Source organism: Collinsella sp. BIOML-A6 (assembly GCF_009875845.1).
In the GTDB taxonomy this organism is placed as follows: Bacteria; Actinomycetota; Coriobacteriia; order Coriobacteriales; family Coriobacteriaceae; genus Collinsella; species Collinsella aerofaciens_H.
This window is the reverse complement of record NZ_WWSL01000012.1, coordinates 106519-122312: the sequence shown is the minus strand read 5'-3', so window position 1 is coordinate 122312 and position 15794 is coordinate 106519. Positions and strand designations below refer to the sequence as shown.

Below are 15794 nucleotides of genomic sequence, written 5' to 3'. Positions count from 1 at the left end.
GGGGCTAGTTCCGCGTTGCGCTAGCTGCGGAAACGCGGGGGCCGTTCAAGCTGTTGCGTTGAGATTGAAAATCAACCAACTTCGGGGCTCTTATCGAAAAAACGAGAGAGAGGCATTTAAACTTGTTCAACCCGTCTAACAAGCAATTCGAGATTCTGTGTATTCGGGGAGGAAATGATTGATCTCAAATGTTCGTTAGATGTCCGTGAAAGCGGTGCTCGGCTCGGATTTGTCCATGGATCAACCATGGGTGTGTACGAATTTCTTGTCAAATATTAGTTATTAACGATTCGATATCTGCAACATTATGCTCAAGGGAGCCGAATCATGAGTGCAATTCTACTCGGCAACGGTTTGAACCGCTGCTTGAAGAACTATCCATCTTGGGACGATTTGCTGCAGGGTATCGAGAGTGAGTTCTTCAGTAAATTGGGGCCAACGGTCAATTCGTTGTTGAAGTACGACGCAATTCTTTGTGAGGCGAAGGGGCGCTATAGCAACGACAGCGTTTCAAAGAGAGTTTTAGATTGTTTGAATTGCCTCGATACACCCCAGACTGCAATCGAAAAATCTGATTATTTCGTTTCCATACTCGATTCTGGTGTTAAAACAATTTTGACGACCAATTATGACCACAACCTTGAAAACGCTCTCATTCACGGGGCTTCATCTCCCTTGTTTGGCAAGCAAGTAGAAGAACATTACACGTTTGAGACGAGAGCTAGCGATAAGAGAAATAAAGTAATTGGCGATTTGGAAGTCCATCACATTCACGGAGAAATCTCGTATCCTAAAAGTATTTGTTTGGGCATTACCAAGTACATTGATAATTTGGCTAAAACAATGGAATTGCTATCTGATGGGGAGTCTAGTCAGGACGTTTCAAGTCTTGGTCGTTTGATTGATTTAAATGTGCTTACTAGGGGTCCTGGCTGGAAAAAGACCTGGGCCGAGCTCTTCTTTAATTCTAATATCTATATTGTTGGCCTTGGTTTGTCGTCGGACGAGCTCGATATCTGGTGGCTTCTCATGAGGAGGGCTCAGCTGTTGGCGGACCGGGACATGAACGGAAAAATAACAAATAGAATCATCTATTTTCCTCTTATTTCCGAAGATGAGCAGCGCGATTTTAGTCCTTTCGACGCCCTTCATGTTGAGTGCGAGCCATGCAAAGTAATTGCCGGTAATTGGGAAAAGGCCTATTGCAAGATTTGGGAAGAGATTAGACGGCTTGAGGGATAAAGGAGTCTCAAGTACGTATCGACAACCTGGGCGAGCTGCCCTGTGCTTTTGGAATTCGTATTGACGAATGCTAATTAGACGAAAAACGGCACGACCGTTTTGTGGCTTATAGGACAAAATGTGTGTCCATGTTGGGGGCATCGGCGCAGGTCGATGCCCCTTTTTCAGCCGTTTAAATTCCGTGCCCGCTTTTAACCGCTCGGACAGAATGTGTGTCCGGTTGCCTATCGTTCCCGCAGGTAGATAACCTCTTCCGGAACCGTTAAATACCCTTTCGGAAGAGGTGCCCATGAAGGCCGTTTATTGCCCCTACTGCGGCGGTCGGACCAAGCGCAACGGAAGGACTTCCTCGGGGTCCCAGCGGTGGAGGTGCACGGACTGCGGCGCGTCGACGACTGTGAGGTACGACGACACCGCTTCGAGGCTCGAGGAGTTCCTCGGTTGGCTCCTCTCGAAGGACTCGCAGGCCATGATGCCGGGCGGCGGGCGGCCCTTCAGGCGCAGGACGGCCGAGTTCTGGGAGGTCTGGCCCATGCCCGTCCCCGACGGCGTGCTCTACGTCGACGGGATCTGGGTCGCGCGCGACCTCGTCGTGCTCATATGCTGCAGCGGCGAGCGGGTGGTCTCCTGGTACATGGCCAGGTCCGAGAACTCGAGGGCGCGGTCGGCCCTCATGGCGCCGATCCCGGCGCCCGACGTGGTCGTCACCGACGGCGGGAGCGGGTTCGCCAAGGCCGTGCGCGAGACCTGGCCGCGCACCAGGGTCCAGAGGTGCACCTTCCACGCCTTCTCGCAGGTCAAGCGCTATACGACGACGCGGCCGAAGCTCCAGGCGGGGCGCGAGCTCTACCTCATCGTGCGCGACCTCATGGGCATTGGGACGATGCGCCGCGCCGTTCCAAGGCCAAGCGCAAAAAGCGCGGACCCGAGGACTCTCCGTTTAGCGTGGCGTCGCTCACGCCCATCCAGATGCCCAATCTGGACCTGGATGCCATGATCGACGAGCGCCAGTACTTTACGCGCGACGAGTGGCTCAATATGCTGCTGCGCTCGGCTGGCTACGAACCCAGTGAGCTTTCCGAGAAAGAGCGCCTGCACTTTATCGAGCGCATGGTGCCGCTCATCGAGCGCAACTACAACCTGTGCGAGCTGGGTCCCCGCGGCACCGGCAAGAGCCATATCTACAAAGAGGTCTCGCCCTACGCCATCTTGCTTTCGGGCGGCCAGACCACCACGGCCAACCTGTTCGGCCGCATGAACTCCATGCGCGCCGATCGCGTGGGCTTGGTGGGCCATTGGGACTGCGTGACGTTTGACGAGGTCGCCGGCATGCGCTTTAAGGACACCAATGCCGTGCAGATCATGAAGGACTACATGGCAAGCGGTAGCTATGCGCGCGGCCGCGACCAGATTAACGCCGATGCCTCCATGGTCTTTGAGGGCAACATCAACGATACCGTGCAAAACGTCCTTAAGACCACGCACCTGTTTGATCCGTTCCCGCCGGAGTTTAACAACGATTCGGCCTTCTTCGACCGTATCCACTATTACCTGCCGGGCTGGGAAATTCCCAAGATGCGCTCGAGTCTGCTGACCGGGCATTACGGCCTGATCACCGACTGCCTGTCGGAGTTTTGCAAGGAGATGCGCCGCAAGGACTTTACGCACCATATCGACCGTTACTTCCGCTTTAACAGCGACTTTAACAAGCGTGACGAGATCGCCGTGCGCAAGACCTTTAGCGGCCTTGCAAAGCTGCTGTTCCCCGACGAGGCCATGGACAAGGACGACGTGCGCTGGCTGTTGGACTACGCCATCGAGGGCCGTCGCCGCGTAAAGGAGCAGCTCAAGATTATGGCGGGCGTCGAGTTTATCGACGTTAACCTGGGCTACATGGATGCCGACAACCCGCAGGACGTGCACGTGGTGCGCGTGCCCGAGCAGAGCGAGGACACGCTGATTCCCGACGGGCCGCTGCTGTCCGGTCACGTGTTTGGCGTGGGCAGGTCGCAGGGCGGCGAGGTTGCCGTGTACAAGCTGGAGAACAAGGCCGTTGCCGGCGAGTGCAAGTTTAAGCACGAGGGCGTGGCCTTTAACAAGCCGGTGCGCGATACGCTGGAGGCCGCGTTCGACAACTTTGTGAACCTGGCGAACCGCGTGGCGCCGGGCATGCACATTGGCTCCAAGGACTACCTGCTGTTCTACAATGACTTGCAGAGCAAGGGCCTGTCCGAGGAAGTTTCGCTTGCCGAGTTTGTGGGCCTGTGCTCCGCGGCCTGCAACCGCCCGGTGATGCCCGCGCTGGCGATTCCGGGAATCTTGCGCATGTCGGGTTCTATGGACGAGATCCGCGGGCTCGAGGACATTATGCGCGTGGCCAAAAATGCCGGCGCCAAGCGCGTGATTTTGCCGCTGAGCGCCATCGCGGGCCTGCAGAGCGTGTCGTCCGAGATTATTTCGGGGTTGAGCCCGGTGTTCTACACGGATGGCGACCCGGTCGACGCCGCGAAGAAGGCGTTGGATCTGTAGGGGTACGAGCGTGCGGGGCGTCCGGTGCTCGGGCGTTCCGCGAACATGTTGGTGCGTGGTGCGTGAGGAGGCCTGCCATGGCGGACGAGCGTTCTGTTGGTGAGCTGCTCGACGAGCTGTTTGGCTTTGAGTCGGTAGCCAAGCGTCAAACGGCGCTTGAGCAGTACGATCGCGGGGAGTTGGTGCGAAAGGCACGCTCCCGCGAGCTGCTGGGCGTGCTTAGGGGCGTCGAGGCTTCCGAGCACGCTGCACGCGAGTCTGCCGTTCAGGCTGTTGACGGGTACGTGCGCCGCGTTGAGAGCGCTGCGCTTGCACGCGCTCGCAAGCTGGCGGGCATTGGGGGCCCGCTGCAGATGGAGCGTCGCTATGCTGCCTTTTTGCGCATGGAGGACAAGGCCGAGCTGCTGACGCGCCTGGAACAGACGCTTTCGTTTATCGAGGTAAAGCTGCGGGCTAATACGGCGGACAGAGTGCATGCGGCGTACGATGCTGCGGGGGCCTTGGTGTTGCGGGACGCGGCACGCCTGAGTGACGTGCACGTTGTGGATGTCGTGCCCCTGGATGCCGACCTGCTGTGCACGCAGCTGGAGCAACTTCGTTGTGCCGCCGACGCAACGGACCTTGCGGGTATGATCACAGCGACGTTTGAGTCCGAGCTGAGTGCGACTGGGCAGCAGGGTGCTGACGGCTTTGCGGGCGATTTGGCTGGCGATGTTGCTGGCGACGTGGCGTTGGAGCGCGAGCTTACCAACGTGCGCGGTGCTGCGCAGCGGGCGCGCTTGGCGGCGCAGGCGTATCGGGCCGAGTGCGCCGTCCGCGTTGCGGGGAGCACGGTGGAGCCGGTATCGTTGCCCGAGTCTGCGTGCGTTGCGTGCGAGACGGCGTGCGATGCCGGGGAGCTTTCCGAGTTGCTCGCCCAGGTTAAGAAGTCGTTTGAGACCTACCGTCGTGTTGTTGCCGACGGCGGGTTGTTCTGTGCGTTTGGCTCTGGCTCGCCGCATGGGATATGCCGGGGTTCGAGCAATTTAGACTACGATTCTCGGCTTGACGAAGACGTGCTGGTGGGCGAGTACGATGGCGCTACCAGGCATGATGTTCGCCGTGAGGTTCCGATTCCCGAGCTGGTGGATGAGGCTTCGGCCGAGGGCGGCGACTCGCTCGAGGTTGCCGTGGCGCGCATGCGTGAGTTTAATGCGCGCCGCTACGAAGGTGTGCTGGACGAGGACCCCGCGCGCCATGTGAATGCGTTTTGGTATGGACTCAAAAAGCTCAGCCAGTATTGCGAGGCCGCCGTGCGCGTGGACGAGCGTGCTTGGGATTGCTTTATCGATAAGGTACAGTTCGCCTACGATGAACCCGTGGGGCGCCTGGCCACGCAGATGGACGACAAGCAGGTTGCGGCTTTTGTTGCTGCCGTGGAAGTGCTCGGTGTTAGTGAGTAGGGGCTTGGCTCGATAGGAGGTTCCACCATGAAGATCGAAGTTGATGTAGACCAGTTGCGCGAGAGTCTGCTCGACCGTGCGGGGAGTGCGGCGGGCGTGGGCTTTCCGGCCGCCATGCTCGACGTGATGGATATCGAGGACGAGTCGCCCCAAGAGCTCCTAGCCCGAGCCGAACGCGAAGGCCTCGACCTCCGCGACTTCGCTGTCGACGAGGACTAAGGGTCCGGGGTAGCTAATATGGAACGGCGCGTCTGCATCCGCGACTGTGCGAAAATGCACGATAAGCCGTCGTAATGGAGTCTAATGAGCTCGCGATTGCTCTATTTTGACTGCCCGCAGGCTAAGTGAGTAGGCTTTATCGGAAATCCTGAGCACACGACAAATTTGCTTCAATAAACCCGCAGGTCACAGGCTTGTGCTTTGGTGGCGTGGTCGGCGATTTGGCAAAAGTCTACTCACTTAGTTTTGAGAGATACTAATTGTCCGCAACGAGACCCCAGCCGGGTCGATTGATGCTCAAATGTAGCTTATTTGGGACGGCTACCCCCCTGGCCGCTACGACGCCAGCGTGGCGATGACGGCTTCGTCGCCGGCGTATATGAGGGTATTGCCGTCGGGGATGATCGTTTGGCCGTCGCGCTTGAGCATCACCACGATAAATGGGTGCTTGCCTTGCGGCACGTCGCGCAGGCGCTGTCCAGCTAAGCGGCCGTGGGGAGTCACGGTGACCTCGCGCAGCGTAACCTCGGCACGCTCCTCAAACGTAGGCGCGGCCATAACCAGAAGGTCGCCTTCCTCAATCACGGTATCGCCATTGGGCAGCACCGGATGTGCACCATCGCGCAGCACCAGGACCACCAGCATGTCCGTGACGCTGCCAATATCGGCGAGCGAGCGCCCGGCAAACGGATGCCCCGCACCCACCTTGAGCTTGACGAACGACATACCGTCCTCGTCGCGGTAATCGTTAAAGGTACGGCGCACGTCGCCTTCTGCATCGATCATATCGAGTTTCTTCGCCACTGCTGGCAGCAGCGAGCCCTGCACCACAATGCTCGACGCGGCAATCACAAAGACCAGGTCAAACAGGTCGTGCCCACCGGGAACACCGGCCACAACGGCAAAGAGGCTAAATACGACCGAAGCTGCGCCGCGCAGACCCGCCCAGCTTACGAGTGCCACCTGGCGAGGGTTCGTCTTAAAGGGCGCCAGCAGCATGCCGACGGCGATGGGACGGCTCACAAAGAGCATAAACGCCATGAGCGCCAGGCCCGGCAGCAGCATTTGCGGCAGGCGGGCGGGCGTCACGAGCAGACCGAGCAAAAAGAAGATGGTCATCTCGGCCATCTCGGTAAGGGTGTCAAAAAAGTGCGCCAGCTCGACCTTGCCGGTGATGTCGCTCGCGCCCAGCACAATGCCTGCCAGGTATACGGCCAAAAAGCCGTTGCCGCCCAGATAGCTCGGCAGCGCGTAGGCGACGATGGCCACGGCGAACAAAAAGATGGTCTGTGCGCCCTCAGCCGTTGCGTGCGCGCGCTCAATCAGGCGGCTGGATGTCCAGCCGATGACAAGGCCCAGGCCCACACCCAGGATGATTTGCTTGGCCAGCAGTATGGGAATGTTGATGTCGCCGCCGGCCGCGAGGGTCGCGAGCACGGCGGTGAGCATGTAGGCGACGGGATCGTTGGAGCCCGATTCGACCTCGAGCAGCGAGTCGGTGCCGCCTTTTAGCGACAGGTTGTGCTCGCGCAACACACTAAAGACGCTGGCCGCGTCGGTGGATGCCACGACCGATCCCAGTAGCAGGCCGCTGATCCAGTCGAAGCCCAGTACAAAGTGCGCGAACACGCCGGTGATGCCAGCGGTGATAACGACGCCGAGCGTGCTTAGCAGCACTGCGGGCACAGCGACGGGTTTGGCACGGTCGATGTTGGTGTTAAAGCCGCCGTAGAACATGATGAACAGCAGCGCCGTGCCGCAGACGGTTTCGGTGAGCGCATAGTCGCTAAAGTCGATGTGCGCCGGACCGTTGACACCCAGCAGCATGCCGAGTGCGATAAAGATAAGCAGGGTGGGGAAGGGGAGCTTTTTGCCGACGGGTTTGATAGTCAGGCACAGAATAATGACGAGGCCGATAAAGAGAAGGATCTGGTTCATGGATGGTGTCCGCTCCTGGGTGGTTGGCGTGGCACGGTCAGTTATCTGCGTTTATTTGTACCCAAAGATGGTGGGTTTATGGGGTTGGATTGCGGGCGTGCGCGATATCGTCATAGACGGCTGCCGTCTTTGCCTCTGCTCGGAAACCCTTTCCAGCTTTATCGCAACGGAGTACAATGGGTAACGTTTAAGTTCAACTTGAAGTTTTAGTTGCGGCTCCGGGCTTCGGTCGTAATGCAGGGAAAGGCGTTCCATGGCGATCTATGTGACATCCGATGCTCACGGGCACGTGCGTGCGCTTGACGAGGCCCTGACCAAGATTTCGCTGGCTTCCGACGATACGCTGTACGTGCTGGGCGATATGATTGATCGCGGGCCCGATCCGGTTGGCGTTATTAAACTGGTGCGATCGCTGCCCAACGCGCGCGTGCTCAAGGGCAATCACGAGCAGATCATGCTCGATGCCATCATTGGCCAGGATCCGCTCGATGCCGAGACCTGGGATATCAACGGCGGTTGGACTACCCGTCAGCAGCTCAACGATATGGAATTTGAGGCGTACGAGGAACTCGTGCGTTGGATGGCGACGCTGCCGCTCTACGCGGTGGCCGAGACTGACGAGCGTCCGTACCTGCTGGTGCATGCCGGCATCCAGACCGAGGCGGCGCGGGCGTTTTTGCTTGAACATGGGGTTGATTGTGCCGATGGTGCCGGAGCGGTTAGCGCCGATCGCGAACTGCTGAAGCAGATGCTTGCCGTGCAGTCGTCCGATGACTTGCTGTGGATTCGTCACGGCTATTGGGACGCGCCGACAGGGCTGCTTTCTGCCGAGGGCAAGGGTCCGGTCGTGGTGAGCGGTCACACGCCCACGGTGTCGCTCGGGCGTTATTGCGAGGTAGGCGGTCTGGCGGGGCTTGATGAGGAGTCGGGCCGTGGGCAGATTGTGCGCCTGGGCGGCGAGGATACCGCCGGCGTGCCCGATCGCATCGATATCGACTGCGCCGCCGCCACCGGCTCCGAGTTCGGCCGCGTGGGCATCCTGCGCCTGGATGATGGTGCGGAGTTCTACGCGAACATCAACCCTGGAGAATAACCGGTGCAAGGGGTAGCTAATTTGGGACGGGGCTTTTTTGACTACTTCTGCCCTTCTGCCCATCAAATGATTTTTCTAGGACGGGGATTAAATAATCATTTGGCTGCCCGCTGGCTAAGTGAGTAGACTTTTCTGGAAATGCCGAGCAGCCGGCAAATTTGCCTCAATAAAACTGCAGGTCATAGACTTGTGCTATGTCGGTGTGGTCGGGGATTCGGTAAAAGTCTACTCACTTAGTTTTGCGGGATGCATATTGTCTGCAACGAGACCCCAGCCGGGGCGATTCCATCGCAAATTCCGGCGACCGGGGGCAGCTAATTAGGCGCCGTATGGGTTGCGGTCGCGTTCGATGCGTTGGCGGATGTGGGCGTACTCGATAATCAGTAGCATCAGGAGTAGGGCCATGACCGCCAGGTAGCTCACCACGGCGCCCATCAGGCCCAGCAGGTTGATCATGATCACCGGGAGCGCCACGCTCACGGCAAAGCAGATCAGGTAGATCTTGGTGACGTCGCCGGCGTGGCGCAACACCGTGATGATGGCGTAGATAAAGTCGATGGCTGCGGTGACGCCGCCGGCGACAACCATTAGCAGTGCCAATGTGCGGTAGCGCTCAAAGTTGAGGCCGTACATAAAGCTCATGAGGGGAATGCCTGGGCCTGCCATAAATGCGGCGCACACGCCGGTGATGGCCACGATCAGCGCCATAACGGCAATAATAATCAAGTCAAAGCGGCGACGCTTACGCGGATTCGCCCAAATGCTCGACAGACGCAGGAGCTGCGGTTTATAGATAAATCCGATGCTCAGCAAAATAGCCTGCGCCGGAAAGAACAGGGCATTAAAGTACAGCTGATACTTATAGGCCAGTGTGCCTTCCATCACAAACTTGGGCATGCTCTCGATAAGGTTGAACAGGAACAGCGCACCAAAAAGAGGGGCGCACTGGACAAACAGGTGACCGACCTCGCGCAGGCTCACGCGGCGCGATTTTTCGGTCTCGAGCAGGGCGAGCGGCGCGGTGACCAGCACGAGCGAGGCGATGGCGGTGACACCCATGGCCATGGCTGCGATGGGCATGTTGCGCGTGAGGAACAGTGCCAAGCTAAAGATTGCGATGACGCCGACGGAGCGTAGCGTTTGGCTCATGCCGGCCAGGTAGAGTTTATCGGCCTGCTGCAGGCGGCCCTCGTATACGTCGGCGATGCCGTCGATCACCTTATAGAGGTAGACGCCCAGGCCGATCGTGGCCATCTGCGCATCGTAGCCGCGGGCGCTGCTGTATACCAGGCCGCATGCCAGCGCGAGTGCTCCGCAGAGCCAGCGGTTGAGCTGGTAGGAGGCGAAGGAGGTTTTTTCGTCGATGTCCGAGACCTGGAAATTGCGCACGCCGTAGTTGCACGCGATCATGATGAGCGTGCCGGTGACAAAGGCGATGGAGAATTTACCGGCTTCCTCGGCGCCTACGAGCTGCGTCGACACAATGGTGAGCAGCGGAAACGCCATGCCCCATACGGCGGTGCCCAGGGTATTCCAAAGGTAGTCGCGACGGGTGGCGTGATCTTCGTACTCGGCTTCTTGCGTGGAGAAGCCGCCGCCGTAGACAGCACCGAGTAGGCGGTTCCACCAGGCATTGACCATGTGGTGGATGGGGCCGGGTTGGCGATCGCGCTCGCGGCGACGGCGCGTGGCCTGGCTGCTGTCGGGGCCGCCGGCGTTGCGCTGGCTCAGCTCCTGGATGCGCGCGAGCTCTTCGGCCGTGTGGGAGGCGGGGAACAGGCCGTTCTCGATGCGTCCGCCTTGCCCGTGCGCCCCGCCCGATACGGTGGGGTCGGCGACGCCATTGCGCCGAGCGATGGCGCGGCGGATGCTATCGAGGGGCGTGATACTCAAGGCGGTTCCTTTCTCTTACTGCGCTCTAGTATAGTCGCGGTGGTGTCCATTCGTATTTTTGAACAGGTTGTTCAATAATTTCGGCGGCGCCATTCAGTAGTCGGCACTTAGGGACGTTTCTTATGTGCCGGCATTTTAGGAACGTCCCTAGGTGCCGGCTTCCGGGGACACTCCTTGGTTGATGCCAGCTCAAGAGTGCCCCCAACGACTAATCGTTTAAGAACGTCCCCAATGACAAGGCCGCTTGCGTGCGATTTTTGACCGTTGAGCGGGCGCCTCGCCGTTGCCGCAAAAACGTTTTTGCATATCGGGTACAACGGGCTTTACGTGAGTAAAGTGCGCGTCGCTTCCACGTGACGCACTTTTAAAGGAGGCCCCATGCCTGGTGTTACCCCTGCAGAAGTTCTGTCCAACTTTGGTATTACGCTCGTTGAAGATCCCGCCGAGAATCAGCCTCGTCTGCTGGTCGATCTACCCGCCGCGGAGCTCGTCGAGCATGCCATCCGCCGCAATGAAGGCCGCATGGCCTCCAACGGCGCACTGGTGATCGAGACGGGAGAGCGCACTGGCCGATCGCCTAACGATCGCTTTATCGTCGATACGCCCGACGTGCACGACAAGATTGCCTGGGGTGCCGTCAACCGCCCGCTTTCTGCCGAGAGCTACGAGGCCATCAAGGCCGGCATCGTCGACTATCTCAATGAGCGCGACGTGTTCGTCACGCGCGGTATGGCCGGTGCCGACCGCAACCATACGCGTCGCCTGCTTGTCGCCTGTGAGCGTGCCAGCCAGGCGCTCTTTATTAAGCAGATGCTCGCCCGCCCGCTTGCCCGCGAAATCGCACGCACCGGCGAGCCGGACTTTTGCGTCCTTGCCGCACCCGGCTATCAGTGCGACCCTGGCATCAAGGGCCTCAACTCCAGCGCCGCGGTGGTTATCAATTTCCAGGAGCGCGTGATTCTGGTCGCTGGCACCGGCTACTCCGGTGAGATTAAAAAGTCCATCTTCAGCGTTATGAATTACTTGCTGCCCGTCGAGGACGACGTGCTGCCCATGCATTGCTCGGCCAGTATGGACCCCGTCACGCATGAGACCGCCGTGTTCTTTGGCCTGTCCGGCACCGGCAAGACCACGCTTTCGGCCAACCCCACGCGCCTGCTGATCGGCGACGACGAGCACGGTTGGTCCGACATGGGGATCTTCAACATCGAGGGCGGCTGCTACGCCAAATGCGAGGTCCTGGACGCGTTCCACGAGCCCGAGATCTTCAACGCCGTCCGCTTTGGCGCCATCTGCGAAAACGTGGTGCTCGACGAGAGCCGCAAGCCCAACTACGACGACGTCTCGATCACGCACAATACGCGCGTGGCCTACCCTGTGGAGCACATTCCCAACGCGTGGACCAAGGGCATGGGCACTACTCCGAGCGTCGTGCTGTTCCTGACCTGCGACGCCTTTGGCGTGTTGCCGCCCATCTCACGCCTGACGTCCGATGCCGCCATGTACCACTTTGTGACGGGCTTTACGGCCAAGATCCCCGGCACCGAGGTCGGTGTCACCGAGCCCACGCCCACGTTTTCCTCGCTGTTTGGCGAGCCGTTTATGCCGCTCGATCCCATGGTCTACGCTAAGATGCTCGGCGAGCGCATCGCCGACGGCCGCACGCACGTCTACCTGGTCAACACCGGCTGGATTGGTGGCGGCTACGGCGTGGGTCATCGCATCGAGCTGGCCTATACGCGCTCACTGGTCGCTCGCGCCCTCGACGGCACCATCGAAGAGAGCGAGTTTGTGCACGACGACATCTTTAACGTCGACATTCCCACCACGTGCCATGGCGTGCCCGACGGCATCCTGGTGCCGCGCCAGTACTGGCAGAGCACCGCGCGCTACGACGAGGCAGCGCACAACCTGGCGGTGATGTTCGAGGAGAACTTCGAGAAGAAGTACTCGCACTTGCCCGAGTCCGTCAAGGCCGCCGGTCCGCACGCCCAGGTGCCCGCTGAGGCCCGTCATCGCGGTCGCGGCCTGCTGGGGCTCCGCCACTAGCTTCGCCTTGGACCCAAAACCACCATAAAGGGGGCGGGCATCTTTGCGGTGGTTTTGCTTGCGCGGATGACTCGGGTTACAATACACGTGACATATCGCCCCCTTCTCCGGATGGGGGCAGCGTAAGCGCTCTTGTGGCGGCACCGTAGGACTTTGAAGGTGGCCGTCGTAAGGGCGCTTTTTGTTTGGGTGCCCGGGCTCGGGCGCATGCTAGGAAGGGAGAGCATATGAAGAGTTTCGTTGCCGAGGATTCGTTTTGGGAGCTGTTTCCGCAGGCGGCTATCGGCGTTGTGGTCGTAAAGGGCATGAAGCCCGCGGCGCAGATTTCCCAGGAGGACGTGGATGCGATTGCCGCGTTGCTCGACCGCGCCAATATCGATGCGGAGCATCACCTGACGAGTGATACCATCAGCGAGAATGCGCCGGTTAAGGCGTGGCGCGAGGCGTATCGCCTGTTCAAGACCAAGAAGGGCGCGCGTTGCTCAGTTGAGAACCTGCTCAAGCGCGTGCTCAAAGGCAAGCCGGTCGGCCACATCACGCCGGCGGTGGATATCTACAACACGATTTCGTTGACTTATGCGCTGCCCGTTGGCGGTGAGGATTTGCGTGCGATTGAGGGCAATCTGCGCCTGGCGGTGACCGACGGCGGCGACGCGTTCTTGCCGCTTGGCGAGGAGGCGGATGATCCGACACTGCCCGGTGAGCTTGCCTATATCGACGATGCGGGCGCCGTGTGCCGTTGCTGGAACTGGCGCGATGGCGTTCGCACGGCGCTGTCCGACGATTCGGCCGATGCGTTCCTGGCGATTGAGTGTGTAGAGCCCGAGCGGATGGGGGATTGCCAGGCTGCGATCGATCGCTTAGCCGAGCTGCTCGAGCGGTATCTGGGTGCCACCGTTCTGGTTAAGACGCTTGTGACTCGCGATAACCCGCGCGTGGAGCTGTAACTCGGCCCAAAACCACCACAAAGGTGTACTGTCTCCTTTGTGGTGGTTTTTATGTTGATGGGTTAACAAATGGGATATTTGGGTATACGTGTTTCCAAGTGCGGCTAAGATGTTCACCCGTTAGCATCATGTGAGCGAAAGGCAGTCGTCACCATGCAGCAGAACGACGAGACACGTTTTGAGGACTTTGTCGGACTGATCAGCGGCCTCTACAAGGAGATTCAGCGCATCAAGACGTCCGAAGGTGCAAGGCTTGGCCTTAAGGGCTCCGATGTCATGTGCCTGTACTATCTTGAGCGCAGCAAGGACGGCCTGACTGGCGCCGACCTCGCTCGCATGGCCGGCGTTACCCGTGCCGCCGTTTCGCGCACACTGGCACATCTGGAGGAGGGCGGCTACGTCGAGGTCGACGACTCGGGCGATGCGGCCGTCAAGTACCGTGCCCCGGTGCGCCTGACCGCCCTGGGCGGCGAGAGCATGAGCGAGGCCGATCGCATCATTCGCGATGTACTCGATGCCACCGGCAAGGCCATGGGCGTGGAGCAACGCGAGCAGATGTATGCGTCGCTTCGCACGATTCTCAACACCCTGCGCGAGATGTAGGGCCGCATAGGCGCTAGCTTTCAGCCAACAATTGCATCGTCCCGTTTGAGCGCGCACGCCGTGCCGGGATCTTGTTGTCAAAATTCCCCGCGCGAGACCTGCGCAAGAAAGGATTCGCTATGTCCGTCCGCATTATTACCGATTCCGCCAGCGATATGTCTCCGGCGGAGCACCCAGCTCTGTGTGTTCTGCCGCTGTCCGTTACCTTTGGCACCGATGTGTACATGGATGGTGTCGACATCGATGACCGGCGCTTTTACGAGATGCTCGTGGAGCGCGACGAGCTGCCCAAGACCGGTCAGGTCAACCCGTACGCCTTTTCACAGGCGATTGCCGAAGCATGTGAGGCCGGCGATGAGGCCGTGATTATTACCGTGGGCGCCAAGCTTTCGGGCACCAACCAGAGTGCTCGTACGGCACTTGCCGAGGCGCCGGGCGGCGACGTGTATGTGGTGGATAGCAACAATGTCACCCTGGGCGAGCGCGTGCTGGTCGAGTATGCGCTGCGCCTGGTGGACGAGGGCCGTAGTGCAGCCCAGATCGCGGCTGCGGTCGAGGCCGTGCGCGACCGCGTGGTGGTTATCGGCCTGCTCGAGACGCTGGAGTACCTGGTGCGCGGCGGTCGTCTGTCTGCTGCGGCCGGCGCCGTGGGTACGCTGCTCAACGTGAAGCCCGTGGTGGCTGTCGAGGACGGTCTGATCGTGCAGTTGGGCAAGGCGCGCGGTTCCAAAAACGGTCGAAACCTGTTGAACCAGAAGGTCGAGCAGGCGGGCGGCGTCGACTTTTCCATGCCGCTGGCGCTCGGCTATACGGGTCTTTCGGACGCGGTGCTCAAGAAATATATCGAGGACAGTGCGGCGCTGTGGGCCGGCCACACCGAGGGCGAGCTGCCCGTCCACACTATCGGCGCCACCATCGGCACCCACGTAGGTCCCGGCGCCGTAGCCGTAGCCTTCTTCCAGTCCGCCAACTAACGTACCTGCCAAAAAGGGACAGGTTTATTTTGGCAGGTTTTATCTGGGCAAATGCTGCCTGCCATGCCATGTGATCCCCCGGGGACGGCGGGGTTGCGGACCATCGGCCACGCGGAGGCCATAAATGATCTGAACCCCCGCCGTCCCCAAGAGATCATTTGCTTTATGCTGTTGCGGGCGGAAAGGGGTAGGCGATGGCGTCTGAGGGCTTTTTTGAGCGGGTGTACGAGGTGGTCGAGCAGATTCCCGAGGGGATGGTCGCCACGTACGGCCAAGTGGCGCTGCTCGCCGGTCGTCCACGCAGCGCGCGCTATGTGGGCTATGCGCTGCACGGCAATCCGCGCCCTGGTCAGATTCCCTGCCATCGTGTGGTGTTTGCCGATGGCCGCATTTGCGAGGGCTTTGCGTTTGGCGGCCCCGATGCTCAACGTGAGCTTCTGCTGGGGGAGGGCGTGACGTTTGCCGACCCCATGCACGTCGACCTGGCCGCCTGTCATTGGCCTGCCGGGCTTTAGCGGTTTGCTCGCGCCAAAACCACCAAATAAGTGCCCGTCACCTGTGGCGGACGCCGGCACTGGTGCCATTTCCCCAGATAAAACCTGCCAAAATAAACCTGTCCCTTTTTGGTAGGTTTACCGGGGTTAACTTATGGAGACGATGTGGTGGCGTATATTCTCGCCAGAAAGTAAACCACGGTGAACTATATTGTATTCAGCAACGGAGCAGGCAATAGGCGATGAAAAAGCCTGCCCTGTTGAGTTTGATTCGCATTCCTCCCCTCTGTGCGATTCAACGGTGTACTTCGGGAACAGGCCCGCTGGCAACTAACTGCCAGCGGGCCTGTTCCTGTTTCGGGGAGAAATCT

At 59.6% G+C, this 15794-nt stretch carries 13 protein-coding genes; 11 read left to right on the top strand and 2 right to left on the bottom strand.

What is annotated here, in order from left to right:
- Positions 1-327 precede the first annotated feature (327 nt).
- From GT495_RS05720 to GT495_RS05700, 5 genes are all read left to right on the top strand, one after another.
- A complete protein-coding gene (locus GT495_RS05720) occupies positions 328-1242 on the top strand; it encodes an SIR2 family protein (RefSeq protein WP_161161912.1) in 915 nt (304 codons plus the stop codon).
- Positions 1243-1531: 289 nt separating this feature from the next.
- Complete coding sequence (locus tag GT495_RS10655) at positions 1532-2239, top strand: hypothetical protein (protein ID WP_192924147.1); 708 nt, start codon at positions 1532-1534, stop codon at positions 2237-2239.
- Positions 2188-3771 carry a protease Lon-related BREX system protein BrxL gene (gene brxL, locus GT495_RS05710; protein WP_370457603.1) on the top strand — a complete coding sequence of 528 codons (1584 nt, stop codon included), beginning with the start codon at positions 2188-2190 and terminating at the stop codon, positions 3769-3771. Before GT495_RS10655 ends, brxL begins: the two co-directional genes overlap by 52 nt.
- 77 nt (positions 3772-3848) lie before the next feature.
- Positions 3849-5213, top strand: a complete 1365-nt coding sequence (locus GT495_RS05705; RefSeq protein WP_161161909.1) for a hypothetical protein — start codon at positions 3849-3851, stop codon at positions 5211-5213.
- Positions 5214-5240: 27 nt separating this feature from the next.
- Complete coding sequence (locus GT495_RS05700) at positions 5241-5432, top strand: hypothetical protein (protein ID WP_161161907.1); 192 nt, start codon at positions 5241-5243, stop codon at positions 5430-5432.
- Between the two features lie 336 nt (positions 5433-5768).
- Here GT495_RS05700 and GT495_RS05695 read toward each other — a convergent pair whose 3' ends face one another.
- Positions 5769-7370: a potassium/proton antiporter gene (locus tag GT495_RS05695; protein ID WP_161161906.1), complete on the bottom strand. Its 1602-nt coding sequence runs from the start codon at positions 7368-7370 to the stop codon at positions 5769-5771.
- A 253-nt stretch (positions 7371-7623) separates the two neighbouring features.
- On the opposite strand from GT495_RS05695, the gene GT495_RS05690 reads away from it, so the two are divergent.
- Positions 7624-8463, top strand: coding sequence for a metallophosphoesterase (locus tag GT495_RS05690; protein WP_161161905.1), 840 nt, complete (start codon positions 7624-7626; stop codon positions 8461-8463).
- 318 nt (positions 8464-8781) lie between these two features.
- On the opposite strand, the gene GT495_RS05685 is transcribed toward GT495_RS05690, so the two are convergent.
- The gene (locus GT495_RS05685; RefSeq protein WP_370457602.1) at positions 8782-10356 is read right to left on the bottom strand and encodes a lipopolysaccharide biosynthesis protein; all 1575 of its coding nucleotides are present in this window, start codon (positions 10354-10356) and stop codon (positions 8782-8784) included.
- A gap of 378 nt (positions 10357-10734) precedes the next feature.
- On the opposite strand from GT495_RS05685, the gene pckA reads away from it, so the two are divergent.
- The 5 genes from pckA (at position 10735) to GT495_RS05660 (ending at position 15444) form a co-directional block, all read left to right on the top strand.
- Positions 10735-12405 carry a phosphoenolpyruvate carboxykinase (ATP) gene (pckA, locus tag GT495_RS05680; RefSeq protein ID WP_192924144.1) on the top strand — a complete coding sequence of 557 codons (1671 nt, stop codon included), beginning with the start codon at positions 10735-10737 and terminating at the stop codon, positions 12403-12405.
- Between the two features lie 227 nt (positions 12406-12632).
- Positions 12633-13352 (top strand): B3/4 domain-containing protein, encoded by a 720-nt coding sequence (locus GT495_RS05675; protein ID WP_161161904.1) that lies wholly within the window; start codon positions 12633-12635, stop codon positions 13350-13352.
- A 153-nt stretch (positions 13353-13505) separates the two neighbouring features.
- A complete protein-coding gene (locus GT495_RS05670) occupies positions 13506-13955 on the top strand; it encodes a MarR family winged helix-turn-helix transcriptional regulator (RefSeq protein WP_152073705.1) in 450 nt (149 codons plus the stop codon).
- Positions 13956-14074: 119 nt separating this feature from the next.
- The gene (locus tag GT495_RS05665; RefSeq protein ID WP_161161903.1) at positions 14075-14929 is read left to right on the top strand and encodes a DegV family protein; all 855 of its coding nucleotides are present in this window, start codon (positions 14075-14077) and stop codon (positions 14927-14929) included.
- A 194-nt stretch (positions 14930-15123) separates the two neighbouring features.
- Entirely contained in the window at positions 15124-15444 is a 321-nt protein-coding gene (locus GT495_RS05660; RefSeq protein ID WP_161161902.1) for an MGMT family protein, read from the top strand.
- Positions 15445-15794: the final 350 nt, after the last annotated feature.

Bases quoted from the DNA above. Each gene is read 5' to 3' on its own strand.
- GT495_RS05660 (WP_161161902.1), top strand. From the start codon at position 15,124: ATGGCGTCTGAGGGCTTTTTTGAGCGGGTGTACGAGGTGGTCGAGCAG.
- GT495_RS05670 (WP_152073705.1), top strand. From the start codon at position 13,506: ATGCAGCAGAACGACGAGACACGTTTTGAGGACTTTGTCGGACTGATC.
- GT495_RS05675 (WP_161161904.1), top strand. From the start codon at position 12,633: ATGAAGAGTTTCGTTGCCGAGGATTCGTTTTGGGAGCTGTTTCCGCAG.
- GT495_RS05720 (WP_161161912.1), top strand. From the start codon at position 328: ATGAGTGCAATTCTACTCGGCAACGGTTTGAACCGCTGCTTGAAGAAC.
- GT495_RS05665 (WP_161161903.1), top strand. From the start codon at position 14,075: ATGTCCGTCCGCATTATTACCGATTCCGCCAGCGATATGTCTCCGGCG.
- GT495_RS05690 (WP_161161905.1), top strand. From the start codon at position 7,624: ATGGCGATCTATGTGACATCCGATGCTCACGGGCACGTGCGTGCGCTT.
- pckA (WP_192924144.1), top strand. From the start codon at position 10,735: ATGCCTGGTGTTACCCCTGCAGAAGTTCTGTCCAACTTTGGTATTACG.
- GT495_RS05705 (WP_161161909.1), top strand. From the start codon at position 3,849: ATGGCGGACGAGCGTTCTGTTGGTGAGCTGCTCGACGAGCTGTTTGGC.
- GT495_RS05700 (WP_161161907.1), top strand. From the start codon at position 5,241: ATGAAGATCGAAGTTGATGTAGACCAGTTGCGCGAGAGTCTGCTCGAC.
- GT495_RS05695 (WP_161161906.1), bottom strand. From the start codon at position 7,370: ATGAACCAGATCCTTCTCTTTATCGGCCTCGTCATTATTCTGTGCCTG.
- GT495_RS10655 (WP_192924147.1), top strand. From the start codon at position 1,532: ATGAAGGCCGTTTATTGCCCCTACTGCGGCGGTCGGACCAAGCGCAAC.